The sequence below is a fragment of the Seohaeicola saemankumensis genome (assembly GCF_021021435.1).
Taxonomy (GTDB): domain Bacteria; phylum Pseudomonadota; class Alphaproteobacteria; order Rhodobacterales; family Rhodobacteraceae; genus Seohaeicola.
Genome location: NZ_JAINWI010000011.1, coordinates 234,555 through 260,366 on the forward strand (window position 1 = coordinate 234,555; position 25,812 = coordinate 260,366).

General features: G+C 61.0%; 26 protein-coding genes. 8 read left to right on the forward strand and 18 right to left on the reverse strand.

Annotated elements, in window-relative coordinates:
• Positions 1 to 159 precede the first annotated feature (159 nt).
• Positions 160 to 1,533 (reverse strand): S8 family serine peptidase, encoded by a 1,374-nt coding sequence (locus K7H22_RS09455; RefSeq protein WP_230800498.1) that lies wholly within the window; start codon positions 1,531 to 1,533, stop codon positions 160 to 162.
• A gap of 223 nt (positions 1,534 to 1,756) precedes the next feature.
• Between K7H22_RS09455 and K7H22_RS09460 the strand changes: the two genes are divergently transcribed.
• Entirely contained in the window at positions 1,757 to 2,296 is a 540-nt protein-coding gene (locus tag K7H22_RS09460; RefSeq protein ID WP_230800499.1) for an RNA polymerase sigma factor, read from the forward strand.
• Entirely contained in the window at positions 2,293 to 3,024 is a 732-nt protein-coding gene (locus K7H22_RS09465; RefSeq protein WP_230800500.1) for an anti-sigma factor family protein, read from the forward strand. Before K7H22_RS09460 ends, K7H22_RS09465 begins: the two co-directional genes overlap by 4 nt.
• 40 nt (positions 3,025 to 3,064) lie before the next feature.
• On the opposite strand, the gene K7H22_RS09470 is transcribed toward K7H22_RS09465, so the two are convergent.
• The 15 genes from K7H22_RS09470 to K7H22_RS09540 form a co-directional block, all read right to left on the reverse strand.
• Positions 3,065 to 3,355, reverse strand: coding sequence for an SCP2 sterol-binding domain-containing protein (locus tag K7H22_RS09470; RefSeq protein WP_230800501.1), 291 nt, complete (start codon positions 3,353 to 3,355; stop codon positions 3,065 to 3,067).
• Positions 3,356 to 3,453: 98 nt separating this feature from the next.
• Positions 3,454 to 3,897 carry a molybdenum cofactor biosynthesis protein MoaE gene (locus K7H22_RS09475; protein ID WP_230800502.1) on the reverse strand — a complete coding sequence of 148 codons (444 nt, stop codon included), beginning with the start codon at positions 3,895 to 3,897 and terminating at the stop codon, positions 3,454 to 3,456.
• Positions 3,898 to 3,907: 10 nt separating this feature from the next.
• Positions 3,908 to 4,156, reverse strand: coding sequence for a molybdopterin converting factor subunit 1 (gene moaD / locus K7H22_RS09480; protein ID WP_230800503.1), 249 nt, complete (start codon positions 4,154 to 4,156; stop codon positions 3,908 to 3,910).
• Positions 4,153 to 4,818, reverse strand: coding sequence for a CDP-diacylglycerol--glycerol-3-phosphate 3-phosphatidyltransferase (gene pgsA, locus K7H22_RS09485; protein ID WP_230800504.1), 666 nt, complete (start codon positions 4,816 to 4,818; stop codon positions 4,153 to 4,155). The genes moaD and pgsA overlap by 4 nt, the downstream gene beginning before the upstream one ends.
• 96 nt (positions 4,819 to 4,914) lie before the next feature.
• Entirely contained in the window at positions 4,915 to 5,679 is a 765-nt protein-coding gene (locus K7H22_RS09490) for an ABC transporter permease (protein ID WP_230800505.1), read from the reverse strand.
• The gene (locus K7H22_RS09495) at positions 5,679 to 6,467 is read right to left on the reverse strand and encodes an ABC transporter ATP-binding protein (RefSeq protein WP_230800506.1); all 789 of its coding nucleotides are present in this window, start codon (positions 6,465 to 6,467) and stop codon (positions 5,679 to 5,681) included. The genes K7H22_RS09490 and K7H22_RS09495 overlap by 1 nt, the downstream gene beginning before the upstream one ends.
• Before the next feature lie 82 nt (positions 6,468 to 6,549).
• Entirely contained in the window at positions 6,550 to 7,557 is a 1,008-nt protein-coding gene (locus K7H22_RS09500; protein ID WP_230800507.1) for an ABC transporter substrate-binding protein, read from the reverse strand.
• A gap of 169 nt (positions 7,558 to 7,726) precedes the next feature.
• The gene (uvrC, locus tag K7H22_RS09505; protein WP_230800508.1) at positions 7,727 to 9,592 is read right to left on the reverse strand and encodes an excinuclease ABC subunit UvrC; all 1,866 of its coding nucleotides are present in this window, start codon (positions 9,590 to 9,592) and stop codon (positions 7,727 to 7,729) included.
• Between the two features lie 310 nt (positions 9,593 to 9,902).
• Positions 9,903 to 10,685 (reverse strand): SDR family oxidoreductase, encoded by a 783-nt coding sequence (locus K7H22_RS09510; protein WP_230800509.1) that lies wholly within the window; start codon positions 10,683 to 10,685, stop codon positions 9,903 to 9,905.
• 30 nt (positions 10,686 to 10,715) lie between these two features.
• Positions 10,716 to 11,684, reverse strand: a complete 969-nt coding sequence (locus K7H22_RS09515; protein ID WP_230800510.1) for a calcium/sodium antiporter — start codon at positions 11,682 to 11,684, stop codon at positions 10,716 to 10,718.
• 169 nt (positions 11,685 to 11,853) lie between these two features.
• The gene (locus K7H22_RS09520) at positions 11,854 to 12,651 is read right to left on the reverse strand and encodes a S49 family peptidase (RefSeq protein ID WP_230800511.1); all 798 of its coding nucleotides are present in this window, start codon (positions 12,649 to 12,651) and stop codon (positions 11,854 to 11,856) included.
• Between the two features lie 103 nt (positions 12,652 to 12,754).
• On the reverse strand, positions 12,755 to 13,282 hold the full coding sequence (locus K7H22_RS09525; protein WP_230800512.1) for a CoxG family protein: 528 nt from the start codon (positions 13,280 to 13,282) through the stop codon (positions 12,755 to 12,757).
• Between the two features lie 155 nt (positions 13,283 to 13,437).
• Positions 13,438 to 14,505, reverse strand: coding sequence for a TRAP transporter substrate-binding protein (locus tag K7H22_RS09530; RefSeq protein ID WP_230800513.1), 1,068 nt, complete (start codon positions 14,503 to 14,505; stop codon positions 13,438 to 13,440).
• 30 nt (positions 14,506 to 14,535) lie between these two features.
• Positions 14,536 to 16,068 (reverse strand): TRAP transporter large permease, encoded by a 1,533-nt coding sequence (locus K7H22_RS09535; protein WP_230800514.1) that lies wholly within the window; start codon positions 16,066 to 16,068, stop codon positions 14,536 to 14,538.
• Positions 16,065 to 16,571, reverse strand: coding sequence for a TRAP transporter small permease subunit (locus K7H22_RS09540; protein WP_230800515.1), 507 nt, complete (start codon positions 16,569 to 16,571; stop codon positions 16,065 to 16,067). Before K7H22_RS09540 ends, K7H22_RS09535 begins: the two co-directional genes overlap by 4 nt.
• A 251-nt stretch (positions 16,572 to 16,822) precedes the next feature.
• Between K7H22_RS09540 and K7H22_RS09545 the strand changes: the two genes are divergently transcribed.
• The 6 genes from K7H22_RS09545 to K7H22_RS09570 all read left to right on the forward strand — a co-directional run bounded on the left by K7H22_RS09545 (position 16,823) and on the right by K7H22_RS09570 (position 23,773).
• Complete coding sequence (locus K7H22_RS09545) at positions 16,823 to 17,725, forward strand: LysR family transcriptional regulator (protein WP_230800516.1); 903 nt, start codon at positions 16,823 to 16,825, stop codon at positions 17,723 to 17,725.
• A gap of 110 nt (positions 17,726 to 17,835) precedes the next feature.
• On the forward strand, positions 17,836 to 18,327 hold the full coding sequence (locus tag K7H22_RS09550; RefSeq protein WP_230800517.1) for a formate dehydrogenase subunit gamma: 492 nt from the start codon (positions 17,836 to 17,838) through the stop codon (positions 18,325 to 18,327).
• Positions 18,324 to 19,850 carry a formate dehydrogenase beta subunit gene (locus tag K7H22_RS09555; protein WP_230800518.1) on the forward strand — a complete coding sequence of 509 codons (1,527 nt, stop codon included), beginning with the start codon at positions 18,324 to 18,326 and terminating at the stop codon, positions 19,848 to 19,850. The genes K7H22_RS09550 and K7H22_RS09555 overlap by 4 nt, the downstream gene beginning before the upstream one ends.
• A complete protein-coding gene (fdhF, locus tag K7H22_RS09560) occupies positions 19,847 to 22,732 on the forward strand; it encodes a formate dehydrogenase subunit alpha (RefSeq protein ID WP_230800519.1) in 2,886 nt (961 codons plus the stop codon). The genes K7H22_RS09555 and fdhF overlap by 4 nt, the downstream gene beginning before the upstream one ends.
• A 4-nt stretch (positions 22,733 to 22,736) precedes the next feature.
• On the forward strand, positions 22,737 to 23,546 hold the full coding sequence (gene fdhD / locus K7H22_RS09565; RefSeq protein ID WP_230800520.1) for a formate dehydrogenase accessory sulfurtransferase FdhD: 810 nt from the start codon (positions 22,737 to 22,739) through the stop codon (positions 23,544 to 23,546).
• Complete coding sequence (locus K7H22_RS09570; RefSeq protein ID WP_230800521.1) at positions 23,543 to 23,773, forward strand: formate dehydrogenase subunit delta; 231 nt, start codon at positions 23,543 to 23,545, stop codon at positions 23,771 to 23,773. Before fdhD ends, K7H22_RS09570 begins: the two co-directional genes overlap by 4 nt.
• 55 nt (positions 23,774 to 23,828) lie before the next feature.
• On the opposite strand, the gene K7H22_RS09575 is transcribed toward K7H22_RS09570, so the two are convergent.
• Both K7H22_RS09575 and K7H22_RS09580 read right to left on the reverse strand, forming a co-directional pair.
• Positions 23,829 to 24,818 carry an ABC transporter ATP-binding protein gene (locus K7H22_RS09575; RefSeq protein ID WP_230800522.1) on the reverse strand — a complete coding sequence of 330 codons (990 nt, stop codon included), beginning with the start codon at positions 24,816 to 24,818 and terminating at the stop codon, positions 23,829 to 23,831.
• Positions 24,811 to 25,812, reverse strand: a complete 1,002-nt coding sequence (locus tag K7H22_RS09580) for an ABC transporter ATP-binding protein (RefSeq protein WP_230800523.1) — start codon at positions 25,810 to 25,812, stop codon at positions 24,811 to 24,813. Before K7H22_RS09580 ends, K7H22_RS09575 begins: the two co-directional genes overlap by 8 nt.

Here is a 25,812-nt window from a genome sequence, read left to right on the forward strand (position 1 = left end):
AGGTGCCACATACAGTGCCCCCGTTGCCAAGCCCAGACGCGCCAGCATCGCACGGCGTGACAGGTTTGTTTTACCATTCTGTTCAGACATGATCCCTATCCTTTTACTCATGGCACCGCCTGATGCGGCCATGAAAAAAGAACGTGATCCCGCACCGGTCTATTCCCCGCTGATTGAGAAAACTTCGGAGACCTGCCCTTTGCAAACGTCCGGTGCAGATAGCAGACCATGCCCGAACACCGGATCATATCCGGCTTCGCCCAGATCCTGGGCGCAATCAATCATCTGGCTGATCGCACCCGCCAATGGGATCTCGGGTGCCCGCATGCGGTGCACGGCCAGCGCCGCTGTCACGAAAGGCACAGCAAAGGATGTGCCCGATTTCAGCCGCCCGCCCGATATCGACGCGGCGGTCCAGACCCCAACGCCCGGCGCTGCCAGGCTGATATAGGGGCCTTGATTGGCCTGTCTGTAAACACGCCCGCTGCTGTCCACAGCAGTTACGGCCAGTATATGCGGCCATGCCGCCGGATAGGCAGGGGGAGCCCCGACACCATTATTGCCAGCCGCGGCCACCAAAGCCACACCGCGTTGCGTCGCGCGTTCGGTCACTTCTCGCAGCACAGCGTTTTCCGGCCCCGAGAAGCTAAGGTTGATCACACCGACCTCTTCGCGCAAAAGGATATCCATCGCATTGGCAAGGGAAAAAGCATCAGCCTGATCACCAGCACCTCCGCGATGGAAAGCCTCGACCGCGACAAGTTCCGCATAGGGCAGAAGACCGGGCACACGGCTGTCCATCCGCCCCAGCAGCATCGCCGCAATCGCGGTGCCGTGCTGGCGTCCTGCCGCATTGCGCGTGCCCAGATCAGTCTGGAAGACCGTCAGTTTCTGGCCTGCAAGCACGTCGTGATCGACATTTATGCCTGTGTCGATCATCCCGATCTTGGGGGCAAAGGCACTGGGCCAACCGGACCAGCCGACCATCTCATGCGCGGCGCAGGTGCCATCGCGGCACAGAAACTCGTCAGGCGAATAAAGGTGGTTCTCATCCGCTGTGGCCCCCGGCAACAGGTTGGCAAGTTCCGCGCGCGCCTGATCGGGGTTGCGTCCTGCGGGCAGGCCAAGGCGGAACAGCGTCCGTTCCAGCGTTGCATTCACCTGCGCCGCGATCACGCGATATCCGGCGGCTTCGGCCGTGGCAAGGCTTTGCCCATTGGGCAGCGCCAGCACGATCTCTGGCGGTGGTAGAGGGATACGTCGCTGCGGAGCGGCACGAGATTGGCTTTGCCGACGAATGGGATTGCCCCCAGAGCCGCGACTGGGGCCGGAAAAGCCCGGCCCGGACCCGCTCGACCCACCCCTGCCCCCCGATCCGTCGCCTCCGCCCGAAGCGTGCGCCATTCCCAAAGCCGTCAGCGCCGGTGCGACATAGGCGACGGTGCCAGCCAATCCGATGCGTTGCAAAAGGCGGCGACGGGCCATATCTGCCGGCAGGCCGGAACTTGCCGTTTTGCTGGGCTTGTCTGACATGTCCTTGTCTCCTTTCGTGTCGCGACCTCGGCTCGACCGGCGCAGCGTAGTGCGGCGGGCACAAACCTGTCCCTGACGAAAACGCGACCAAGGACGGGATATTCCTTGGACGACCGAAAAAATTCACCGTCTTTCTATTTGGAAGGAATAAATCCGTCAGGGATGCGTTGTTTACCCATGGTAAAAGAGTAAGCTTATTCCGCCGGAAAGAAAGTGACGCCTCTTGTCTGACGCAATCAGAACCGAAATGATCCAGTTGCTGCCGCGCCTCAGGGCTTTCGGGCGCAGCCTGACAGGTGTGCAGGATCAGGCCGACGATCTGGTCCAGCAAACCGTCGAAAAGGGGCTGCGCAACATCGACAGCTATAGGCCAGGAACGCGGCTGGACAGTTGGTTGTTCAGAATCATGCGGAATACATGGATCGACGGGCACCGTGCACGCCGCCCTACCGTAACGTTGGATGATGTCGACATCATCAGCCCGCTGATAGGTGAAGACGGGCGCTATGTCACCGAAACACGGCTCTATCTGGCGCAGGTCAGGCAGGCGATGGACCGTCTGCCCGAGGACCAGCGCACAGTTCTGATGCTCGTCTGTGTAGAGGGCCTGAGCTACCGCGAGGTGGCCCATGCGCTGGAAATCCCCGAAGGCACAGTCATGAGTCGCCTGTCACGCGGCCGGTTGGCACTGGCAACGCTGCTCGACACGGTCCCGCGTCCGCAAGCTCAGAGCAGAGCACAGACACAAGGGTTAACCCGATGAGCACCGAAAACGACAGGAATGTGAGCGACGAGATGTTGATGGCCCTCGCCGATGGCGAACTGACCGGCCCCGATGCCAGCAAATTGCTTGCGCGGATCAAGGCCAATCCTGCTCTGGCCGCCCGCTATGCGCGTTTCACCGACACCGCCGCAATTCTGCGGCAGGCGATGGATACCGGCACCGTGCCGGATCATCTGATCGCTTCTGTCTTGACCACCCCGACAGGACCGCAAGACGGCAAGACAGATCAGACAGTCGTGCCGTTTTTCAGCAGGACGGGCCGACCACGGATCGCCGCTTGGCAAGTGGCCCTTGCTGCGTCCCTGACACTGGCCGTCGGCATCGGCGGATTCCTGACCGGACGCAGCATGCCCCCGCCCGTCGCAGGGTTGGACACAGCAGCAAGCGCCCTGGCAGAGATCGCGACAGGCGGCAGCGTGGTGCTTGACGATGGCGGCACCGCACGTGCCTTGGGCACATTCGAGACCGATCTGGGCCTCTGTCGCCTGCTCGCATTCGAGAGCACTGCCGGACAAGCCGACCGTGCCATTGCCTGCAAGTCCGAGCACAACAACTGGCTGATCGCCCTGCGCGTGACCGAAGGCGGGGCAGGTTTGTACCTGCCAGCCGCGGACATGGCCGTGGGGCTGGTCGATGATTTTCTCGACGGAATCGGCGCAGGTGCCGCCCTGTCACCGGATGAGGAAGCCCGTGCCCTCGCCCGCTAACCCGCGGCTTGGAACATGAAGCAAGCGGGACGCCCCCCCCTCACGCGGTCAGAATGGCGCTGACCTTCAGGGCGCGTTGTAAGCTTCCATCCACCTTGAGTTTGCCTGTCATATAGGCGGTCGCGGGGTTTTGGTCAGCGGACAGGATCGCGCGAAACACCTGTTCCGAAGCGGAAAGCGTCACATCCGCCGCATCGTCACCCGCGCGTGCGCCTGTCTGGTCCAGCATCAGGGCACCCTCATCCCTGATCACCAGCTTGGCTGTGCCCTGCAACTGCCCTTCCACGCGGGGACCCAGAAATGAGATGAATTCATCAAGAACTGCCGACATCGCTTACCTTTTATTCTGTGCCTGACCATAGAAAGAGGTCATGGGCCAGACTTGGCAATACCGACCTTGCGTCAGTCACGCCACGGCAATCGCTTTGCCTACCAACGCTTGAGCGCGTCCTCATCCGCGGACCGCGCCGCGACCCAGCCTTCGCCAGCGGCGCCCTTTTCCATTTTCCAGAAAGGCGCGCGGGACTTCAGGTAGTCCATCAGGTATTCCGCTGCCTCGAACGCGTCCTTGCGGTGCCGCGCCGCTGTAGCCACCATCATGATCTGTTCGCCGGGATGCAGCACCCCGAAACGGTGGATCACCAACACATCGCCCAGAGGCCAGCGCGCCTGCGCCTCGGTCGCGATCTTTTCCAGCGCCTTCTCGGTCATGCCGGGGTAATGTTCGATCATCATCTGTGCAAGCGGCTTGGCCGGATCGTCCCGTACCACGCCGGTAAAGGTCACAACCGCGCCCAGGTCATGGCGTCCAGCGGCGAAAGCACTGACCTCGGCCCCAAGATCAAAGGGCTGTTCCTGCACGACTATCCGCATTGCCCCCCCTTCAACCGCCTGTCATGGGCGGAAAAAAGGCAACCTCCCGCGCGCCTGCCAGCGGTGCATCGAAATCCGTCAGCTCCTGATCCACAGCGACTCGCAGGGATGACAGATCGGAAAACGCCAGCGCATATCGCTCTTCCCGCGTGCGCAATTCGTCCACCAACCCCGCCACTGTTGTGGCTTGGGTTTGCACCTGCTCACGCGGCAGGCCGATCCGTTCACGCACCCATGCGAAATAGAGAACGTCGATCATTTCTCCTCCTCCAGCAATGGCAACGCCTTGCGGAAATAATCCAGCCCCGTCACCAGTGTCAGCGCGGCAGCGATCCAGAGCAGCGTCAATCCGACATTGCCTGACCAGACCATACCCTGCAATTTCCAGCCCAGCCCCTGCATATCGGGTTGGCGTCCCTCGATGATGGCCATCACCATCGCCTCGTCCATACCATAGACGATCATGCCAAAATAATGCTCGAACACGCCTTGTGCAAATAGCACCGCGATGGCGACCATCTGGGTGGTCGTCTTCCATTTCGCCAGCTTCGTCACCTTGAGGGTGCCCGACACATCCCCTAGAAACTCGCGCAGCCCCGATACGAAAACTTCGCGGAACAATATCACGGTTGCCGGCAGCACCAGCCAAGGTGACATCGAGGAATAACCCACGATCACCATCAGCGCGATCACCACCATCGCCTTGTCAGCGATCGGGTCCAGCATTGCGCCCATACGGGTCTCCTGCTTCCACTCTCGCGCAAGATACCCGTCAAACCAGTCGGTAATCGCGGCTGTAACGAACAGGCTCAGGGCGAACCAGTCCGCATAGGGCCTTGTGAAATAAAGAAACATCACCGCCACACCGGGGGCAGCCAACAACCGCCCTGCGGTCAGGATATTCGGCAAGGTCCATGTCATCGCTCATTCCTATCCCGTCTTTGGGAGACTGGAAAGGTGTTAACCTTATGTGAAGACGCGAAGCCTGCAACTGGACTTGGCGACGGTCTGAACGACCTAGCCTTGTGGCCGCTCGGCCCAGCCTGCAAAGATGCGCTCCAGTGCGACAACAGCATAATAGAGCACGATCCCCAATACCGCGAGGGCGATCAGAACCGCAAACATGAGCGGGTAATCTCCGTTTGTCTCGCCGGACTTGAACAGCGCGCCAAGGCCGCGCCCGTGCGGCGAGACAATCTCGACCAGGTTGGTGCCGATAAAGGCCAGCGTAACCGAAACCTTCAGCGCGCCGAAAAATTCGGGCAGAGTCTTGGGCAGGGCGATCTTGCGGAAGATCGTGACTTTCGATGCACCAAGGCTCCGCAGGATATCGCGATATTCAGGCTCCAACGTGGACAGGCCGATCCCGACCGACACAGCAATGGGAAAGAACGAGATCAGAAAGGCCATCAAAACCGTGTTGAAATCATGCTGGCCAATGAAAATCAGCGCGATCACCGGCACAAGCGTGGCCTTGGGTATCGCGTTGAAGCCGACCAGCAACGGATATAGCGCGTCGCGGGCAATCCTGGAGAAACCCATCGCCATGCCCAACAGCGTGCCAACAAGCACGGCAAGACCCAGCCCCGCCACTGTCCGCCACAGCGTCTGCCAACCCATTTCGATGAACAAATGGCTGTAGCGTGCGAATGCGGGCGGCAGGTCCGAGGGTGAGGCCATCTTGTAGTTGGGCCAATCATTGACCCAGACGATAAATTCCCAGAACAGCAGGAATGCGATGATAGCCCCCACCGGCACAGCGATTTTCTTGATCATGTCCATCAGTGCACATCTCCGTCACGGCCCTGTGCAATGCGGATCTGTTCACGCAAGAGGTGCAGCATCTCGGTCGCTTTCGGGGTGTAGAGGCTTTCAATCGTCCGGTCGGCAGGCAGATCAACCGTCAGCACATGCTGGGTGCGGGCGGGCCGCCCTGACAGCACGATGACCTGATCGCCCAGAAACACGGATTCGCGCAGATCATGGGTGATCAAAACGCAGGTAAAAGGTTCCGCCGCGCGCAGATCGCGCATCGTCTGCCAGAGATCCTCGCGGGTAAAAGCATCCAGCGCGCCAAAAGGTTCATCCATGATCAGCACGTCGGGCTTGTGCACGATAGAACGGCAGAGCGAGGCGCGCTGCCGCATCCCGCCCGACAGTTCGGACGGGCGTTTGCCCTCGAAACCCTTGAGACCGACCATTTCAAGCAGATGCATCGCGCGGTCCTCGCGGTCGCGCTGCGGCATGCGCGGGGCCACGATTTCCAGCGGCAGGATCACATTGTCGAGGATCGTGCGCCATTCCAGCAGAACCGGATTTTGAAACGCCATCCCCACCGTCTTGCGCGGCGAGGTGACCCGTTCGCCATGCAGCCAGACCTCGCCCCGATCGGGTTTCATCAGACCGGCTACCAGCCGTGTCAGCGTAGATTTTCCGCAACCTGACGGCCCAACGACCGCGCAAAACTCGCCCTCGGGCACAGAGACATTCAGGTTGTCCAACACCGGCAATGGGCCTGCCTTGGTGCGATAGGCGTGTGTGACGCCCTTGATCTCGATGAGGTTGGTCATGCGGTTGGATGGTCCCGGCCTGCGTCACATGGAAAAGACGCCCCCTGACCTGCAAAGGGCGCCCGATACTTGTCTTTCCGGATCACTCCAGCGTCAGGCTACCATCGGTGGGCAGGTAATCTGCGGTAAAGTAGAGCGACGCATCAGGCGCGTTCACGAACTCGTAAACCGATTTCGTCTGCTCGATCGCCTGCGCCATGCGATCAGCGTCAATGCCGCCCATGCCGTTTGCCTTGACCCAGTCCGTCGCCACATTGGCATCAACGGCCATCTCGAAACGGCGCTTCTCCAGTGCGGCATCGGCTGCGGGGTTGCGCTTGATCAGCGCATCCATGGCCATGTCGGGATCAGCGATGGCGTCCTTCCAGCCATTTGCGACCGCACGGATGAAACCGGTGACAGCCTCGGGGTTTGCTGTGGCGAAATCGGTGTTCACAATCACGGCGTTGCCATACAGCGCAACGCCGTGATCGGCCATCAGCAGAACCGTCAGGTCATCCTCCGGCACGCCAAGACGGATCAGGTTCAAGGTGGACGAGAAGGAGAAGCCCGTCACAGAGGCAACCTTGCCTTCGGCCAGCATCGGTTCGCGCACAGGGAAACCGACAGGCTCGACAGTGATTGACGCCATGTCGAGATCGTTTTCGGCGGCAAAGATCGGGAATTGCGCCCATGCGCCATCCGGCGGCGGCGCGCCCAGCACCTTGCCCGCCAGATCGGCAGGCGTTTCAATGCCCAGCGACTTGCGCCCGACAACCGAGAATGGCGGCTTGTCATAAACCATCATCACGGCTGTCACGGGAGCGCCGGGGTTTTGATCGAGAAACTTCATCAGGCTGTTGATATCGGCAAAGCCGACGGGGAAGGCACCTGTGGCGACTTTCGGGATCGCGTCAAGCGAACCTGCGCCCTCGGAAACTTCAACAGACAGGCCCTCGGCTTCGAAATGGCCATTGTCGATCGCCACGAAATATGGGGCGGCCGGGCCTTCGAACTTCCAGTCAAGAGCGAAGGGCATGTCGGTCTGCGCGGTGGCGGCGTTGGCAAGGCTCAGAGCAGCCACGGCTGCGAAAAAAGTGGTGCGGATCATCAGACTCTCCAAGTTGGTCGTTGGTGCCAGTTCTGCACAGTCCCGCAGCAGTTGCACATTCCTGAATGCAACAGACCACCGCGCCATGTGTGCCGGCACGCTCTATGCCTAATTCCTAAGCCGCATCAGAGCGTCTGTCTACAAATTAGGCGATCCGGAGAGGCGGCTATCAGCCTTTTTCGTGGAAGAAAGCATAGATCGTTTCGGCCATCGTGCTGGATATGCCGGGCGCTGCCTTGAGGTCTTCCAGACCCGCACGACTGACCGCCTTGGCGCTGCCGAAATGTGCAAGAAGCATCCGCTTGCGCCCTGCACCCACGCCGGGCACCTCGTCCAGCGGCGTGGCACCAACCGACTTGGCGCGCTTGGCGCGGTGGGTGCCGATGGCAAAGCGGTGCGCCTCATCGCGCAGTCGCTGCACGAAATAGAGCACCGGATCATTGTGGCGCAAGGCGAAGGGACGCTGTCCGACGCGGTGGAATTCTTCCTTGCCTGCGTCGCGGTCGATGCCCTTGGCAACGCCGACCATCGGGATATCCTGCACGCCATATTCGGACATGATCTGCGCTACAGCGCTGACCTGCCCCGCGCCCCCGTCGATCAGTAACAGGTCTGGCCAGAGGCCCAGCGTGCGGTCGGGGTCCTCTTTCTGCAGCCGCTTGAAACGCCGTTGCAGCACTTCTTTCATCATGCCGAAATCGTCGCCGGGGGTCAGATCGTCACCACGGATGTTGAACTTGCGGTACTGCCCTTTCAACATCCCCTCGGGCCCTGCCACGATCATTGCGCCCACGGCATCCGTGCCTTGAATGTGGCTATTGTCGTAGACCTCGACCCTCTGCGGCGGGGCGGGAAGATCGAATGCTTCGGCCAGCCCTTTCAAGAGCTTGGTCTGCGTCGCCCCTTCCGCCATGCGGCGGGCCAGAGACTCGCGGGCGTTGCGGGCGGCCCCCTCGACCAACTCGGCCTTTTCACCGCGCTGGGGCACAAGGATTTCAACCTTACGGCCCAGTTTCTCGGAAAGGGCGGCCTGCATCAGATCGGGATTGTCCAACGGATGCGACAAGATCAACTGGCGGGGTGGTTCCTTGGTGTCATAGAACTGGCCGACAAACGCCTCTAGCACCTCGGGCGCGTCGATATCCGCACCGATACGGGGATAGAAATCGGCATTCCCCCAATTCTGGTGGGCACGGATGAAAAACACCTGCACGCAGGCCTGCCCACCCTCCATGTGCAAAGCGATCACATCCGCCTCGGCCACACCGCGCGGGTTGATACCTTGCACCGTCTGCACCTGTGTTAGCGCGCGGATACGGTCGCGCAGCGCGGCGGCGCGCTCGAACTCCATATCGTCGGAGGCTTTCTGCATCTGCGCCGCGAGTGTTTCCTGCACTGCGGTCGAGCGTCCCGAGAGGAACTTCGCCGCATCGGCCACTGTGGCCGCATAATCCGCCTTGGAGATCTGTCCCGTGCAAGGGGCCGAGCAGCGCTTGATCTGGTGCAGCAGGCAGGGCCGTGTGCGACTTGAGAACATCGCGTCCGAGCAGTTTCGCAGCAGAAACACCTTCTGCAACTGGTTCAGCGTACGGTTCACCGCTCCGGCACTGGCAAACGGGCCGAAATACTGGCCCTTATCCTTACGTGCGCCACGATGCTTGGTGATCTGCGGGAAATCGTGATCGCCGGTGATCAGGATATTGGGAAAGCTCTTGTCGTCGCGCAGCAACACGTTGTAGCGCGGCTTGAGCTGCTTGATCAGGTTCTGTTCAAGCAGCAGCGCCTCGGTCTCGGTCCGCGTCGTCAGGAACATCATCGACGCGGTTTCCGAGATCATGCGCGCGATCCGACCCGAATGGCCGGATGGCCGCGCATAGTTCGACACCCTTGCCCGCAGGTTCCGCGCCTTGCCGACATAAAGCACGCGGCTCTGGTCATCCAACATCCGGTAGACGCCCGGAGAACCGTCCAGCGACTTGAGAAGATCCTGGATCAGCGCGTGGCCGGTCAGCGGTTGGGCGGGTGTTTCGGTCATGGGAACACAGGTATGATTCTTTGCGTGTCGCTGCAATCTTTGGTGACGGGGGGCAAGGGTAAACATGTCCCCGTTTTCTGTGGATAACTCTGCCGATAAGTTTTCGTCAGTGTGAAATTTTCCTTAGTTCCGGCCCTCTTCGCTGAAATGCCTATTTTTTAGGCGCTTCGGTAAGGTCCTGAAATCTAAAACAATTATTTTGTGCCGATACAAAATACTGAAAACACTAAGAATTTTGTAACGGTGTCGTAACAGAGGCGTGAACAGTGCAAAACTTTGACAGCAGATGCGTCTTTAACTCCCCGTCCTGCTACTCGACGCCCAGCACATCCGGCGTTTGCCACCCCAGATGCTGCCCCCCGTCAACGCAGATCAACTGGCCGGTGATGGTGGGCGCATCGAGGAAATAGCCAAGTGCTGCGGTGATATCCTGCGGGTTGGCACCGCGCCCCAGAATTGTGGCTGCGCGCTGGTCAGCGAAATGCTGCGCGGACTGTCGCGCGCCCTGCAAGGTGGGTCCCGGCCCGATGGCATTGACGCGGATACGCGGCGCCAGTGCTTGGGCCGATGTTTGGGTCAGCGCCCAGAGGCCCATCTTGGCCAGTGTATAAGTCATAAATTCCGGTGTCAGTTTCCGCACCCGCTGGTCGATCATATTGACGACCAAACCCTGCGCGACAGGCTCGCCCGCATCATCTATGTCTGCTTGCGGAATGGCGGCGGCGACAGCTTGCGTCAGGATGAAGGGCGCGCGCAGGTTGCTGTCGAAATGACGGTCCCATGTGGTGCGCGTGGCCGAGGCAAGGCTGTCATATTCAAAGATAGACGCGTTGTTGACCAGGCATGTCACCGGCCCGCCCAAGGCTTGCATGGCGGCAGGTGCCAGAGCATGTGTAGCCTCTTCGTCCAGCAGATCGGCCTGCAATGCGACAGCGCGTCGGCCTTTGGCATGGATCAGGTTGCACAGCTCTTCGGCTTCAATGCGGGAACCGGCATAATGGACAGCAACGTCATACCCGCGATCCGCCAGGTACAACGCCATAGCGCGACCCAGCCGCTTTGCGCCCCCCGTGACCAGCGCGATCTTTTCCATGTTTCCGGCTCCTTTATCTGGCGTGCTCGCTCAGACGAACATCAGCGAGACATAGGCCACGTAGAACACGATCAAGATCACACCCCAGATACGGTCAATATTTTGGCGCAGAAACACGAAGGGGATCAAGAGCAGTGATGCAGCCAGCATCACCCAGAGGTCATAGGTCAGGAATTGCCGGTCGACAGGGATCGGCGCGACAAAAGCGGCGATACCGATAATGGCCAGAAGGTTGAACAGGTTCGAGCCGATCACATTGCCCAGCGCCACATCCGCCTGACGGCGGATCACGGCCATCACCGTGGTCGCCAGTTCGGGCATGGAGGTGCCGACCGCCACAAGGGTCAGGCCGATCACGGTTTCACTGATACCGAACGTGCGCGCAATGACTGTGGCACTGTCCACAAGGATATCCGCGCCAAGCGGCAGACCCGCCAGACCCAGTACCAGAAAAAGGATGATCTTCCACCACGGCATGTCCGGATCGGCGCCTTCCAGATCGTCCAGATCGTCGGTAACCCCGTCGCCTTCCGCCTGTAATGCGACCAAAGCCTTGTGCTTTTTTGCATCGCGGAACATATCCGCCAGCGCAAGCGCCAGAGCGCCCAGCAGGATCACACCAGAGATCCAGTCGAAAACACCCCGGAACGACAGCGCGATAAACAGCGCAGAGGCCGCGATCATCACCACAAAGCTTTTGCGCGTGTCATGTTCGGACGTATGCAACACGGCGATCAGGGCGGGGACACCCAGAACAAGAAGGATATTGGCAGTATTGGACCCCACCACGTTGCCCATGGCGATACCCGGAACGCCCATCATCGCGGCCTGAATGGAAATCAGAAGTTCCGGCGCGGATGTACCAAAGGCCACGATAGTCAAGCTGACGATCAGGGCCGGAATGCCGATCCTGAGGGCCAGATTGACCGCTCCCTTGACCAGCGCATCGCCCGCAAACAACAGGATCACAAGCCCGAGGGCTGCCATCAACCAGACCATATCTTATCCTTTATGTCCGCAGGAACAGGGACCGCGACCGATACGGTAGCGGCGGCACTTGGGGCACCGTGCCGATTGCAACCGCGCCTGACCGGGAAACTTCAATTTGCCGAACATGGCCAGAACGCCCATGCCGACAAGAAAAAGAACGACGACTTTCAGGATCACGTCATAACCCGAAACGCGCGAAAGCCGCGCGCTCCTCAACTCCGGCCAGAGCGTCCTGTGCGAGCGTCGCGCCAAAACGCTGGAACAGGCTGCGCTTGCGGCCGTAGCGGGCAAATCGAGTCTTGTCGCCGTAAAGCTCTTTCAGCTTGGGTTCCAGATGCCCGATCCCGTCGGTCAACCCCAAGGCCTGCGCCTGCGCGCCCAACCAGAACCGGCCCGTGAAAAGATCGGGATCGTCAGACAGCTTGGAACCGCGCCGCGACTTGACGTAATCGACAAAGGTTTCGTGCAGACCGCCCAGCAGTTCTTTGAGGCGAGCCACATCTTCGGGCTTTTCAGGCAAGAAAGGGTCGAGCATGCTTTTGGACTCGGCAGAGGTATAAACCCTGCGTTCCACCCCCTGACGCGCCAAGGCGACATGCGCGCCAAAACCCGACGAGATCACACCGATCGAGCCGACGATTGATCCGGTATCAGCCCAGATGTCATCCGCGGCAGCGGCCAGCCAGTACCCGCCAGATGCGGCCACATCCTCGACAAAGGCATGAACGGGCACTTTCTTTTCCTTCGACAGTCGCCGGATGCGCGCCGCGATGAGAGCCGATTGCACCGGAGAGCCGCCGGGCGAGTTTATCACAAGCGCCACCGCAACAGGCTTGCCACGACGGAAGGCGCGTTCAAGGACGGGGCCTATGGCCTCATCACTCAAGGGGCTACGCGAACCCGAACCAATACTGCCTGCCAGACGGACGACAGACACTACGGGGTCGGGTTTCATAAAAGGGATAAATCGTTTCATGACTTGCATGTAGATTGCGTCTGCACGTCAAACAAGGCAAGCAGGCTAAACAGTCTGCCCTGTGGTGCGATTATTTCAGCATGCAGTGCGACCGGTGCCGCAATCACCCTTTCAGACGACCGAACCAGCCCTTTTTTTTGGAGGCCTCATCGGTTCCCTCGGCCTCTGCGACCTCGGAACCCTCATCGGCAGGGCCCTCAACAACAGACTGGAAATTCTCGAAGAACTGGTCGGCCATCTTTTTGGCAAACCCGTCAATCAAGCGGCTACCCAACTGGGCGAGCTTGCCGCCGACCTTGGCTTCGACATCATAGATCAGCCGCGTGCCGTCTGGAATATCCTCGAGCCGGACCTTCGCCTCGCCCTTGGCAAAACCCGCCGCACCGCCCTTGCCCTCGCCCGAGAGGGTCAGGCTTTCGCCTTCGACCATATCTGTCAGGCTGACTTGTCCCTTGAAGGTGGCTTTGACAGGCCCGACCTTCTGTACGACTGTCGCCTCGAAACCCTCTTCGGGGCTGCCCGTCACCTCTTGCGCGCCCGGCACGCATTCCTTGAGGACATCCGCACTCAGCAATGCGGCCCACACCTCGGCGCGGGGGGCGTTGATGTCGCGTTGGTCGTTCATCTGCATGGCTGGTGGTCCTCCCTGGGCCGCATTGTAGCATGTCGTGCGCGACAGACTAGCGCAGCTCCGGCGTGCCGCCAAGCCGTGCGATGTCTACCACGATCAAAATTACAGGGCAGAGGTTGCCCCCCGCCCTGCACCTCGACTATTGCGCCAAGCGATCAACCGCGACCCGACAGCATCGGAATTGTCATCGCTTTGGCATAGGCATTGGCCTGGGACAAATAGGTGTCATAGCTTTCGCGCACCCGCGCCACATCCTCGGACGCGGCCGTCAGTTCGTCCTGCACTTCAAGCCACGCCGCGCGCATGCCGTCGACGATCTCGTCACTGAATTGCAGGAACTGCACCCCGTCAGCGGCAAGGCTTTCCATCGCCTGCGCGTTGAAGAAATCAAACTGCGCCTGCGTTTCCAGAGCCACGGATTGCGCGGCCATTTCGCAGATGATCTGCAGATCAGGTGAAATCTCGGCCCATGCGTCGCGGTTGAACACGATCGCCAGACCGGCCCCGGGCTCGTTATAGGCGGGCAGATAGCACAGCTTGGTGACCTTTTGCAGTCCAAAGGCCTGGTCCAGCATCGGACCAACCCATTCTGCCGCATCAATCGCACCTGACTGCATAGACTGGAAAATCTCGGGCGGGGGCATCATCACGGCATTGACGCCCAGCTTGCGATAAATCTCGCCGCCAAGCCCCGCGATCCGCATATTCAGACCATTCAAGTCTTCAAGTGTGTTGATCTCGTTCTTGAACCAGCCGCCCGACTGGGTGTTGGAGTTGCCGCAATAAAACCCTTTGAGATTGCGTTGCGCGTAAATGTCATCCCAGATTTCCTGACCGCCACCCCATTTGAGCCATGCAAAATGCTCGTTCGAGGTCATACCGAAGGGCACCGCGGTGAACCAATGGATCGCGGGGTTCTTGCCTGCCGCATAATAGGTCGGGCCGTGTCCCACGGGCGCATTGCCCTGCTGCACAGCATCCTCGACCGCGAAGGGGGGCACCAGCTCTCCACCGCCATGGACGGTGAAACTCAGCCGTCCGTCAGACATGGCGCTGACGATTTCCGCAAAGCGGGTTACATTGGTGCCGACACCGGGCGCGTTCTTGGGGAAAGCCGTGGGCAGGTTCCACGTGATATTGCCCTGCGCGATAGCAGGGCTGGCAAGGGCTGTGGCCGCTGCGGCAACGCCTGCGCCACTGGCCAGAAAGTCACGTCTTTTCATCATTCTCTCCTCGGGTGATGGGTGGTTGTCTCAAAACAGAACGCCAGGTAACCAGGTGGCGAGCGACGGGAATGCTATCAACATAGCAAGCCCGACCAGTTGCAGCACCACAAAAGGCGCCACACCCAGATAGGTATCGCGTGTCGTGATACTGCGCGGGGCGACCGAGCGGAAATAGAATAGCGCAAAACCAAAAGGTGGCGTCAGGAAAGAGGTTTGCAGGTTCATCGCCAGCAACACTCCGAACCAGACAGGCGAGATATCCCCGCCCAGAAGGGGCGGCCCCAAGAGCGGCACAACAATATAGATGATCTCGATCGCCTCAAGCAGGAATCCCAGCAGAAACACCATGCCCAGCACGATCAGCAAGGCACCCCATTCACCGCCGGGCATGTTTTCCATCAGATGCGCCACAGTCTCTTCGCCGCCGAAACCGCGAAACACCAGCGCTAGCATCGAGGCGGCGATGACGATGCCGAATACCATCCCGGTGATCCGCAACGTTTCGTCACTAGCGCTGGACAGCACGCCGGCCGACCAAAGCTTGACGACCGAGACCGCAAGCCCCAGCAGCAGCAATGCAACCATCGCCACCGCGAGCGCCGTGATCACCGGGCCTGCCCGCCCGTCGGAGAGCAGACGCAGCATCAAAAGGGCCAGAACCGCCAATGCGCCCAACCCCACCAGCCAGCGCCCGGCACCGGGACGGTGATAACCCGCCAGCATCAGCGCACCGACAGCGCCCAGCCCCGCCGCCTCGGTCGTGGTGGCGACACCGGCAAGGATCGAGCCAAGCACCGCGAGGATCATCAACAACGGCGGTGCAAAACTGTTCAGGACAACTGCCAGCGAAGGACGTGCCACTGGCGCCGTTTTGGGTGTCGCGCGCCCTGCAACCGTCAACACCGCAAAGGCGTAAACCGCGTAAAGCGCAACCAGCATCAGACCCGGCAGTAAGGCCCCTGCGAACAGATCACCGACCGAAACAGCATCGGGCGCAAAATTTCCCGCGCGCTGCTGCGCCTCCAGATAGGTATTGCCGATCTGGTCGCCCAGAAGCACCAGCAGGATCGAGGGCGGGATGATCTGCCCCAAAGTTCCGCCCGCACAGATCAAGCCCGCCGCCAGAGGCTTGGGCACACCTGCCTGCAGCATCGCGGGCAGGCTCATCAGCACCAGCATCACCACGGTCGCGCCCACAATCCCCGTCGAGGCCGCAATGATCGCCGAGAACAGTAGAACCGACACTGCCATGCCGCGCGCCGATCCTCCCAGCATTTGGCCCAGCACCTGCAACATCCGCTCGGACACGCGCGATTTTTCCAGCATGACACCCATCAACACGAAAAGCGGCACTGCCATCAGCAAGGGATTGGACATGATCCCGTAGACACGGGCGGGGAAGAAATTCAAAAAGCCCAGATCGAAGGCACCGACCAGACTGCCCAGCACAGCCACAGCGAAGGGCACACCTGCAATCGCCAGCATGGCAGGGATACCGCTGAGGATACCCGCCGCAAGACCAAGGCCCAGCACGATCAGGAAAACCTCGGGCAGTGTCATGACGGGTCCGCCGCACCGGCAGGGTCCGGTCGCAACACGGCGGCGATCCCTTGGACGATCATCAAAGCCCCGGACAGGGCGACCGTGGACTTGACCAGATAGACACCGCCCAGTCCGCCGGTTTCGATCGCGCCCTCGCGGATGGCCCAACTGTAGCGCAGATCGGGCAGAAAGGCCCAGATCATCAGGCCGAAGACGGGCATCAGAAAACAGACCAGCGCCACCAGATCGGCACGGCGCAGATAGGCGGGCGGCAACTGCTCTGACAGGACATCCACGCGCACATGACCGCCGCGCGCCAGGCAATAGGGCAGGGACAGGATCAGCAACACGGCAAAGGCATATCCCGCAAGGTTCTGCAGCTTGATAAAGCCCATATCAAAGCCGAAACGCAGCAGAACAACGGCCAGCACCGTCCCGACCAGCAATGCCAGCGCTGCGGCACAGACCAGCGTTGTGATCCGGTCGCACCATCGGGCGCATGTCAGGACAACATCACGCATCACGGGGCAACAGGCGCAAGAGTGGGAATGTGCTGGTGCTGCGGCATAGAACCCTCCGTCGTCGCGGGCCTGACAAGGGATGCCCGCAGCATGTCTGCCAAAGTGATAGAGAGCACAAGCCGGAATGCCAAGGCTTGGCGCGTCGCGCTCCACGCAAGCTGTACTTGGATATTTGAAGCAGGACGAAGCGGCGAAGCCGGTAGCCGCAAAAGCCCTTTCGTTACCCTTGGTTTCCCGCGATAGTCGCGGCCATGATCGACAAACTCGAGATGTTCATTGCCTTGGCGCGCGAGCAGCATTTTGGCCGCGCAGCCGAATCCTGCGGCGTCACCCAGCCCAGCCTGTCAGCCGCGATCAAGCAGCTTGAGGACCAGTTGGGCGTCATGCTGGTCTGGCGGGGATCGCGGTTTCAGGGGCTCACGCCCGAAGGCCAGAGGGTGCTGGAATGGGCGCGCCAGATCGTTGGCGACACCCGCACCATGCGCGAGGAAATGCGGGCCGCCAAACGGGGCCTGTCCGGCAACCTGCGGCTGGCAGTGATCCCAACAGCGCTGACGCTGGTCTCCGACCTGACCACCCAGTTCAGCCGCAAACATCCGAATGTGCGGTTCACCGTGCGGTCCTCGACCTCGATCGAGATTCTGGCCATGCTCGAGAATTTACAGATCGACGCAGGCATCAGCTATCTGGATAACGAACCGCTCGGGCGGGTCAGCACGGTTCCGATCTATTCCGAGCGTTACTGTCTGGTGTTGCGCGCCGATGATCCGCTGGCCAAGCATGAGGAATTGCGCTGGACCGATCTGGCCGATCTGCCCTTGTGCCTTTTGACACCCGACATGCAGAACCGCCGGATTATCAACCTGCATATGGCGCAGGCCGGTGTAAGCGTGGTCCCGATGGTCGAGGCCTCATCCGTGATCGTGCTGATCAGCCATGTGCTGGCAGGTGGCTGGGCCACGGTTCTGCCCCTGAAAGCCGCCGAGATTTTCCTCAAGGGCGGCGATCTTGTAGCTGTGCCTTTGACAGATCCGGCCGCCAGTCATGCCGTCGGGCTGATCGCACCGTACAGAGAGCCGCACACACCGGTTCTGGCAGCGCTTTTACATCAGGCACAGGCCATGGCGGAAAACCGACCCGATCCTGCGACATGAGCGACCCTTATGATAGGTTATGACTATCAAACAACCGGAATACGATATTGATTGGCCGTGTAACCCTGCGATGATGCAGGCGATGTTTCGTCCTGCCGGAGCCAAGCGCCATGCCAGACACCCTGCACCGCCCTTTCCCGATCGAGGAGGTCCGGGCACGGACCGAGGAGGTTCTGGCCGCACATGCCGATCTGGAAGGGCCGCTGCTGCCAATCCTGCACGCAATCCAGAAAAGCTTCGGGTTCATCCCGCAGGACGCCGTGCCGCAAATCGCAGACGCGCTGAATATAGGTCGTGCGGAAGTGCACGGTGTGATCACCTTCTACCATGATTTCCGCGACGCACCCGCAGGCCGCCACGTGGTCAAGATCTGTCGCGCCGAAGCCTGTCAGGCGCAGGGCGCTCATGCGCTGGCCGATGAAACACTGGCCCGCCTTGGTGTTAACTGGCACGGGACCACGGCCAATGGCGCGGTGACAATCGAACCGGTCTATTGTCTGGGGCTGTGCGCCTGCGGCCCTGCCGCGATGGTAGACGGCAAGGTTCTGGGACGTGTCGATACGGCACGGATGAATAGAATTCTGTCGGAGGCGGGGGCATGAAGGTCTGGATTCCCCGCGATTCCGCCGCCCTTGCAATGGGCGCGGATGATGTGGCCGAGGCGCTGCTGTCCGAGGCGCGCGCGCGCAATATCGATCTGACACTGGTCCGTAACGGCAGCCGCGGCATGATCTGGCTGGAACCCTTGCTCGAAATTGAAACGCCCGAAGGACGGATCGGTTTCGGCCCCGTGACACCTGCCGATGTGGCAATGATCCTTGATATGCCAGAGGCCCATGACAAAGCGTTGGGTCTGGTGGAAGAACTCACGTGGATGGCGCGACAGACGCGCCTGACCTTTGCCCGCTGCGGCGTAATCGACCCGCTGTCTCTTGAGGATTACGAAGCACATGGCGGCTTGTCCGGCTTGCGCCGCGCGCTGGACATGGGCAGCGCGGGGATCGTGGCCGAGGTGACCGACAGCGGATTGCGCGGGCGTGGCGGCGCGGGTTTCCCGACAGGCATCAAGTGGGACACAGTGCGAAAAGCGCAGGCCGACCGCAAATACATCGTCTGCAATGCGGATGAGGGCGACAGCGGCACGTTTGCCGACCGCATGATCATGGAAGGCGATCCCTTCACATTGATTGAAGGCATGGTTATCGCAGGGCTGGGTGTGGGCGCGACCAAAGGCTTTGTCTATCTGCGCTCGGAATATCCCGACGCGATCGAGGTGATGAACGCTGCCGTCAGCATCGCGCGGCAGGCGGATCTGCTGGGCGCATCCGTGCTGGGCACAGGCCCCGCGTTCGACATGGAAATCCGCGTAGGCGCGGGGGCCTATGTCTGCGGCGAGGAGACATCACTGCTCAACTCGCTTGAAGGCAAGCGAGGTGTCGTGCGGGCCAAGCCCCCCTTGCCCGCGCTTGAGGGTTTCATGGGCAAACCCACAGTTGTGAACAACGTGATTTCGCTGGCGACCGTGCCGGTGATTTTCGAGAAAGGTGCCGCCCATTACCGCGATTTCGGGTTGGGCCGGTCGCGCGGCACGATCCCCTTGCAGATCGCTGGAAACGTCAAGCAGGGCGGGCTGTTCGAAACCGCCTTCGGTCTGAGCCTGGGCAAGATCGTCGATGACATCGCAGGCGGCACGCGCACAGGCCGCCCCGTCAAGGCGGTGCAAGTGGGTGGCCCATTGGGGGCCTATTTCCCGCGCACAAAATTCGACACACCTTTCGGCTACGAGGAATTCGACGGTCAGGGCGGGTTGATCGGTCATGCCGGGGTTGTGGTCTTTGACGACAGTGCCGACATGTTGGGCATGGCGCGCTTTGCCTTTGAATTCTGCGCCGTAGAATCCTGCGGGAAATGCACCCCCTGCCGGATTGGTGCGGTGCGGGGCGTGGAAACTGTGGACCGGATCGCACGCGGCGATGCGGATGCAATCCCGCTGCTGACCGACCTCTGCGAGACAATGAAAGACGGATCGCTCTGCGCATTGGGCGGCTTCACACCTTATCCGGTGATGTCGGCCCTTACCCATTTCCCAGACGATTTCGTCACCGCGAAGGAGGCCGCTGAATGAAAGATTTCATTCTTCCCCCGAAAGATGACCGCGACATGGGCACGCCCGCGTCGCGCAGTCTGAACATGATCACCCTGAAGATCGACGGGTTCGACGTGACCGTGCCCGAGGGAACATCGGTGATGCGGGCCAGCGCAGAGGCGGGCATTCAGGTGCCGAAGCTTTGCGCGACTGACAGTCTTGAAGCTTTCGGGTCATGCCGCCTCTGCGTGGTCGAGATCGAAGGGCGTCGCGGCACGCCCGCCTCCTGCACCACACCCGTTTCTGAAGGCATGGTCGTGCAGACGCAATCCTCCAAGGTCCGCAAGATCCGCAAAGGCGTGATGGAGCTTTATATCTCGGATCACCCTCTGGATTGTCTGACCTGTTCGGCCAATGGCGATTGCGAATTACAGGATATGGCCGGTGCCGTAGGTCTGCGCGATGTGCGCTACGAGGCCGTGGACACCCATTTCCAGCCCCGCCAGAATGGCGAGGCGAACCCGAACTACATCCCCAAGGACGACAGCAACCCCTATTTCACCTATGATCCCGCCAAATGCATCGTCTGCTCGCGCTGCGTGCGCGCCTGCGAGGAAGTGCAAGGCACCTTCGCGCTGACGATCACCGGCAGTGGCTTTGACAGCCGCGTGTCTGCAGGCGCTGCGGGCGATGATTTCATGTCCTCGGATTGCGTCAGTTGTGGTGCCTGTGTGCAGGCCTGCCCCACCGCGACGCTACAGGAAAAATCCGTGATCGCATTGGGCACGCCGGAGCGGTCTGTCATCACCACCTGCGCCTATTGCGGTGTGGGCTGTTCCTTCAAGGCGGAACTGAACGGTGATCAACTGGTGCGTATGGTGCCTTACAAGCATGGCAAGGCGAACCGTGGCCATTCCTGCGTCAAGGGCCGCTTTGCCTATGGCTATGCCAGCCATACCGACCGCATCGTGAATCCGATGATCCGTGACCGGATCGAAGACCCGTGGCGTGAAGTGTCATGGGAGGAGGCACTCGGCTTTACCGCAACCCGCCTGCGCGCAATTCAGGCCAAGCATGGAAAGCATTCCATCGGCGGCATCACCTCGAGCCGTTGCACCAATGAAGAAACCTATCTGGTGCAGAAAATGATCCGCGCGGTGTTCGGCAACAACAACACCGACACCTGCGCACGCGTATGCCATTCGCCCACAGGCTACGGCTTGCGGACCACATTCGGCACCTCGGCAGGGACGCAGGATTTCGACAGCGTCGAGCATACCGATGTGGTGATCGTGATCGGTGCCAACCCGACCGACGCGCATCCTGTCTTTGCCAGCCGTCTGAAAAAACGCCTGCGGCGGGGGGCCAAGCTGATCGTGATCGACCCCCGCCGGATTGATCTGGTGAAATCCGCCCATGTCGCGGCCGCACATCACCTACCCTTGCGGCCCGGCACGAATGTGGCTGTTCTGACTTCTATCGCGCATGTGATCGTGACCGAAGGGTTGGCGGATGAGGATTTCATCCGCACCCGCTGCGATTGGTCCGAATTCGCCGATTATGCCGAATTCGCCAGCGACCCGCGCCACGCGCCCGAGGCGACGGAGATGCTGACAGGCGTGCCCGCCGCCGAACTGCGCGCCGCGGCAAGGCTATTCGCCACGGGCGGCAACGGCTCGATCTATTACGGGCTTGGCGTGACAGAACATTCCCAAGGCTCCACAACCGTCATGGCCATCGCCAATCTGGCGATGATGACCGGAAATCTGGGCCGGCCCGGTGTCGGTGTGAACCCGTTACGGGGACAGAACAACGTGCAGGGTGCCTGCGACATGGGCAGCTTCCCGCATGAATTGCCTGGTTATCGTCATGTCTCGGACGATGCGACCCGCGCAGTGTTTGAACAGCTCTGGGGTGTGACCATCGACGCGGAACCAGGGCTGCGCATCCCCAATATGCTGGATGCCGCCGTCGAGGGTACATTCAAGGGGCTATATGTTCAGGGCGAGGATATTCTGCAATCCGATCCCGATACGCACCATGTCGCGGCGGGCCTTGCTGCGATGGAATGTGTGATCGTGCAGGATCTTTTCCTGAACGAAACCGCGAATTACGCGCATGTCTTCCTGCCCGGTTCGACCTTTCTGGAAAAGGACGGCACCTTCACCAATGCCGAGCGCCGTATCAACCGCGTGCGCCGTGTCATGGCTCCGCGCAACGGACTTGCCGATTGGGAAGTGACGCAGGCGCTGGCCAATGCGATGGGCGCGCACTGGGCCTATACCCATCCCGCCCAGATCATGGACGAGATCGCGGCAACCACACCCAGCTTCGCCGGTGTCTCCTACGAGATGCTTGAGGAAAAAGGCTCGGTTCAATGGCCCTGCAACGAGGCCGCGCCCGAGGGTACACCGATCATGCATGTCGACGGGTTCGTGCGCGGGCGCGGGCGGTTCATCACGACCGAATATGTTGCGACCGAGGAACGCACAGGCCCGCGTTTCCCGCTGCTGCTGACGACGGGGCGAATCCTGTCGCAATACAATGTCGGTGCGCAGACTCGGCGCACTGACAACGCCGCATGGCATCCCGAGGATGTGCTGGAAATTCACCCTCATGACGCGGAACTGCGCGGCGTCAAGCAGGATGACTGGGTACGCCTTGCATCGCGGGCGGGCGAGACCAGCCTGCGCGCGCATCTGACCGACCGCGTGTCGCCCGGTGTCGTCTATACGACATTCCACCATCCGGTGACGCAGGCGAATGTCATCACCACCGATCACAGCGACTGGGCCACGAACTGCCCCGAATACAAAGTGACCGCCGTACAGGTCGCGCTGTCGAACGGCCCATCCGAATGGCAGCGCGACTACGCAGAACATGCTGAACGGTCGCGGCGCATTCTTCCGGCTGCGGAGTAGTCCAGTGACAAGCCGTAGCCCGCTCCTGCCCCAGCGCAGCACCACACCGCCGCCCCATGTGGCGGATCGTCCATTGGCCGAGGAAGTGCCATTGGCCCTTGTCTTCAACGGAACCACCCTGGCGGTAATGATGGGCACGCCAGCGGATCTTGAGGATTTCGCAACGGGTTTCTCCCTGTCCGAAGGGATCGTGGGCTGCCCCGCCGATCTGGGCGAGATCGAAATACTGCACCACGCCAAAGGGATCGAGTTGCGTATGTGGTTACCCAACAACCAAGCGCAGAAACTGGCCGCGCGGCGGCGCGCCACGACCGGGCCTGTGGGTTGCGGCCTGTGCGGAATTGACAGTCTGGATCAGGCATTGCGCGCAACGCCGCCACTGCCCGCTGACAAGCTGCACCTGACACCTGCCGATCTGACTGCTGCGATGGAAGGCTTGCGCGGGGTCCAGCCCCTGCATGACGAGACTCGCGCTGTCCATGCCGCTGGCTTCTACGTGCCCGGCCAAGGCATCATTGCCGCCCGCGAGGATGTAGGCCGCCACAACGCGCTGGACAAACTTTGCGGTGCGTTGGCCCGTGCGGGGATTGCGCCTTCCTCGGGGGCCATCGTGCTGACCAGCCGTGTCTCGGTTGATATGGTTCAGAAATGCGCCATGTTCGGCGCGCCCTGCCTGATCGCGGCCTCCGCGCCTACAACCGCTGGCGTGGCCCTCGCAGAAACCGCAGGCGTTACGCTGGCCGCGCGTGCCAAATCAGGGCAGGCGCAAGTTTTCACTCATCCTGCACGCATCCTGACACGAGGCCCGCAATGACCGCATCCCCCGCCAAAAAACTGGTCAAGATGGCCAATCAGATCGCCATTTTCTTTGACACCCAGCCTGGCGATCCGGCCACCGGTATCGCGCATCATATCAACGAGTTCTGGGAACCGCGTATGCGCGAAGGCCTGTTGGACTCTTCTGCCACCACCACAGAGGGGCTTAGCCCCAGTGTGGTCAAAGCATTGGCCCATATCAGGCGTGCAACCCAGCCTGCATAGGGCTGCACTACGCTTTCATCTTGCCTCGAATATTCAAAAACAGACCGGTCCGCATTCAGGCCGGTTGCTTTTCCAGTGCGAAACAGGCCGCACGGCCTGTTGGCGTGGGCACCTGAACGGGTGCTTCGACTTTGCAACGCGGCATCACCAACGGACAGCGCGGGTGGAAGGCGCAGCCGGGCGGCGGGCTGATCGGATTGGGGATCTCGCCCTCGACCGGCTTGCGCCGCCGCCCTGACAGGGCCAGATCCGGCACAGCGTCCAGTAGCATCCGCGTATAGGGATGCTGCGGCTCGGAGAACAGCCGCTTGCCGTCCGCCACCTCGACCAGACGCCCCAGATAGAGAACACCGATCCGGTTCGCCATGTGCCGCACCACTGAAAGATCGTGGCTGATGAACAGATAGGTCAGCCCCATCTCGTCCTGCAGATCCTTCATCAGGTTCAGGATCTGCGCCTGCACGGACACATCCAGCGCCGATGTCGGTTCGTCGCAAACGATGAATTCCGGCTTTGACGACAAGGCCCGCGCGATCGCGATCCGCTGGCGCTGACCGCCTGAAAACTCGTGCGGAAACTTCTCGGCATCCTTGGCGGACAGGCCGACGGTATCCAGCAACTCGCCGACGCGGTTCGATACCTCGGCGCCTTTCAGCAGGCCGAATGTATGGATTGGCTCGGCGATGATATCGCCAACCCGCCAGCGCGGATTGAGACTGGCGAACGGGTCTTGAAAGATCATCTGGAACCGCCGCCGCAGATCGCGCATCTCGGCGCCGGCGGTGCCGGTCATCTTGTGCCCGTCGAATTCGATCGTCCCGTCAGACGCGCCCAGAAGACCCACCACCATCTTGGCAATGGTGGACTTGCCCGATCCGCTTTCCCCCACCAGCGCGAAGGTCTCGCCGCGCTTTATCTCGAAATTCACATCAGCCACGGCGGTCAGAAACTGCTTGTCCTCGCGCTCGAGCATGCGGTTGAGCCAAGGCTTGGACACGTCGAAATAGCGGGTCAGGTTTTCGACCTTCAACAACGCATCAGACATTGGCTTTCTCCTCGGCTGCGGGGGCGACCGCATCATAAAGCCAGCACGCAACCTGCCGCCTGTCCCCCCTTGGCAGCGGCTCTGGCCGCGCGGCAAAGCAGCGGTCAAAGGCGCGTTCACAGCGCGGATTGAAGGCGCAACCCTGCGGAATCGCATTCAGGCGCGGCATCGCTCCTGGGATTGCGACCAGCCGCGCATGGTCCTGTGTCAGTGTCGGGATCGACCCCATCAGCCCCACCGTGTAGGGATGTTCCGGCGCAGTAATCACCTGCGTCACGGGTCCGATTTCAGCAACGCGACCGGAATAGAGCACCGCCACACGATCCGCTGTTTCCGCGATCACACCCATATCATGGGTGATCAGCATGACTGCCGCCCCGCGTTCGGCGCAGATTTCCTTGATGAGGTCAATGATCTGGCTTTGCACCGACACATCCAGCGCCGTTGTCGGCTCATCCGCGATGACCAGTTCCGGCTCGGCGCACAGCGCAAGAGCGATCACCACTCGCTGCCGCATCCCGCCGCTGAAATGGTGCGGATAATCGTCGATCCGCCGTGCTGCTGCCGGAATGCCGACGCGATCCAACAAGGCCACAGCCCGCTTGCGCGCCTCGGCCTCGGATATGTCGGCATGGGTGCGGATGGTCTCGATCAACTGCTGCGCCACAGTATAAAGCGGGTTGAGGCTGGTCAGCGGGTCTTGAAACACCATGCCGATCCGCTTGCCACGGATACGGCGCATCGCCTCGGCCCCCAGATTGTCGATCCGCTGGCCCTTCAGCATGATCTCGCCGCCCGCGATCCGGCCCGGCGGTTCCAGCAGGCCGATGATCGCCGCACCCGTCAGCGATTTGCCTGCACCGGATTCGCCCACCACGCCCAGCACCTCGCCCGGCATGATATCGAAGGACACATCGTCGATCGCGGTCAGCACGCCGCGCCTTGTGGGAAATTCGACCCGCAGATTGCGGACAGACAGCAGAGCATCGGTCAT

What these genes read in the sequence shown, in the direction of transcription:
- K7H22_RS09520 (WP_230800511.1), bottom strand. Translation starts at nt 12,651, where the DNA reads ATGAAACGATTTATCCCTTTTATGAAACCCGACCCCGTAGTGTCTGTC.
- moaD (WP_230800503.1), bottom strand. Translation starts at nt 4,156, where the DNA reads ATGATCGACGTTCTCTATTTCGCATGGGTGCGTGAACGGATCGGCCTG.
- K7H22_RS09550 (WP_230800517.1), top strand. Translation starts at nt 17,836, where the DNA reads ATGCCAGACACCCTGCACCGCCCTTTCCCGATCGAGGAGGTCCGGGCA.
- K7H22_RS09490 (WP_230800505.1), bottom strand. Translation starts at nt 5,679, where the DNA reads ATGGACATGATCAAGAAAATCGCTGTGCCGGTGGGGGCTATCATCGCA.
- K7H22_RS09580 (WP_230800523.1), bottom strand. Translation starts at nt 25,812, where the DNA reads ATGACCGATGCTCTGCTGTCTGTCCGCAATCTGCGGGTCGAATTTCCC.
- K7H22_RS09475 (WP_230800502.1), bottom strand. Translation starts at nt 3,897, where the DNA reads ATGCGGATAGTCGTGCAGGAACAGCCCTTTGATCTTGGGGCCGAGGTC.
- K7H22_RS09535 (WP_230800514.1), bottom strand. Translation starts at nt 16,068, where the DNA reads ATGACACTGCCCGAGGTTTTCCTGATCGTGCTGGGCCTTGGTCTTGCG.
- K7H22_RS09465 (WP_230800500.1), top strand. Translation starts at nt 2,293, where the DNA reads ATGAGCACCGAAAACGACAGGAATGTGAGCGACGAGATGTTGATGGCC.
- K7H22_RS09470 (WP_230800501.1), bottom strand. Translation starts at nt 3,355, where the DNA reads ATGTCGGCAGTTCTTGATGAATTCATCTCATTTCTGGGTCCCCGCGTG.
- fdhF (WP_230800519.1), top strand. Translation starts at nt 19,847, where the DNA reads ATGAAAGATTTCATTCTTCCCCCGAAAGATGACCGCGACATGGGCACG.
- K7H22_RS09525 (WP_230800512.1), bottom strand. Translation starts at nt 13,282, where the DNA reads ATGCAGATGAACGACCAACGCGACATCAACGCCCCCCGCGCCGAGGTG.
- uvrC (WP_230800508.1), bottom strand. Translation starts at nt 9,592, where the DNA reads ATGACCGAAACACCCGCCCAACCGCTGACCGGCCACGCGCTGATCCAG.
- K7H22_RS09575 (WP_230800522.1), bottom strand. Translation starts at nt 24,818, where the DNA reads ATGTCTGATGCGTTGTTGAAGGTCGAAAACCTGACCCGCTATTTCGAC.
- K7H22_RS09545 (WP_230800516.1), top strand. Translation starts at nt 16,823, where the DNA reads ATGATCGACAAACTCGAGATGTTCATTGCCTTGGCGCGCGAGCAGCAT.
- K7H22_RS09510 (WP_230800509.1), bottom strand. Translation starts at nt 10,685, where the DNA reads ATGGAAAAGATCGCGCTGGTCACGGGGGGCGCAAAGCGGCTGGGTCGC.
- K7H22_RS09555 (WP_230800518.1), top strand. Translation starts at nt 18,324, where the DNA reads ATGAAGGTCTGGATTCCCCGCGATTCCGCCGCCCTTGCAATGGGCGCG.
- K7H22_RS09530 (WP_230800513.1), bottom strand. Translation starts at nt 14,505, where the DNA reads ATGAAAAGACGTGACTTTCTGGCCAGTGGCGCAGGCGTTGCCGCAGCG.
- K7H22_RS09455 (WP_230800498.1), bottom strand. Translation starts at nt 1,533, where the DNA reads ATGTCAGACAAGCCCAGCAAAACGGCAAGTTCCGGCCTGCCGGCAGAT.
- K7H22_RS09495 (WP_230800506.1), bottom strand. Translation starts at nt 6,467, where the DNA reads ATGACCAACCTCATCGAGATCAAGGGCGTCACACACGCCTATCGCACC.
- K7H22_RS09570 (WP_230800521.1), top strand. Translation starts at nt 23,543, where the DNA reads ATGACCGCATCCCCCGCCAAAAAACTGGTCAAGATGGCCAATCAGATC.
- K7H22_RS09515 (WP_230800510.1), bottom strand. Translation starts at nt 11,684, where the DNA reads ATGGTCTGGTTGATGGCAGCCCTCGGGCTTGTGATCCTGTTGTTTGCG.
- pgsA (WP_230800504.1), bottom strand. Translation starts at nt 4,818, where the DNA reads ATGACATGGACCTTGCCGAATATCCTGACCGCAGGGCGGTTGTTGGCT.
- K7H22_RS09500 (WP_230800507.1), bottom strand. Translation starts at nt 7,557, where the DNA reads ATGATCCGCACCACTTTTTTCGCAGCCGTGGCTGCTCTGAGCCTTGCC.
- K7H22_RS09540 (WP_230800515.1), bottom strand. Translation starts at nt 16,571, where the DNA reads ATGCGTGATGTTGTCCTGACATGCGCCCGATGGTGCGACCGGATCACA.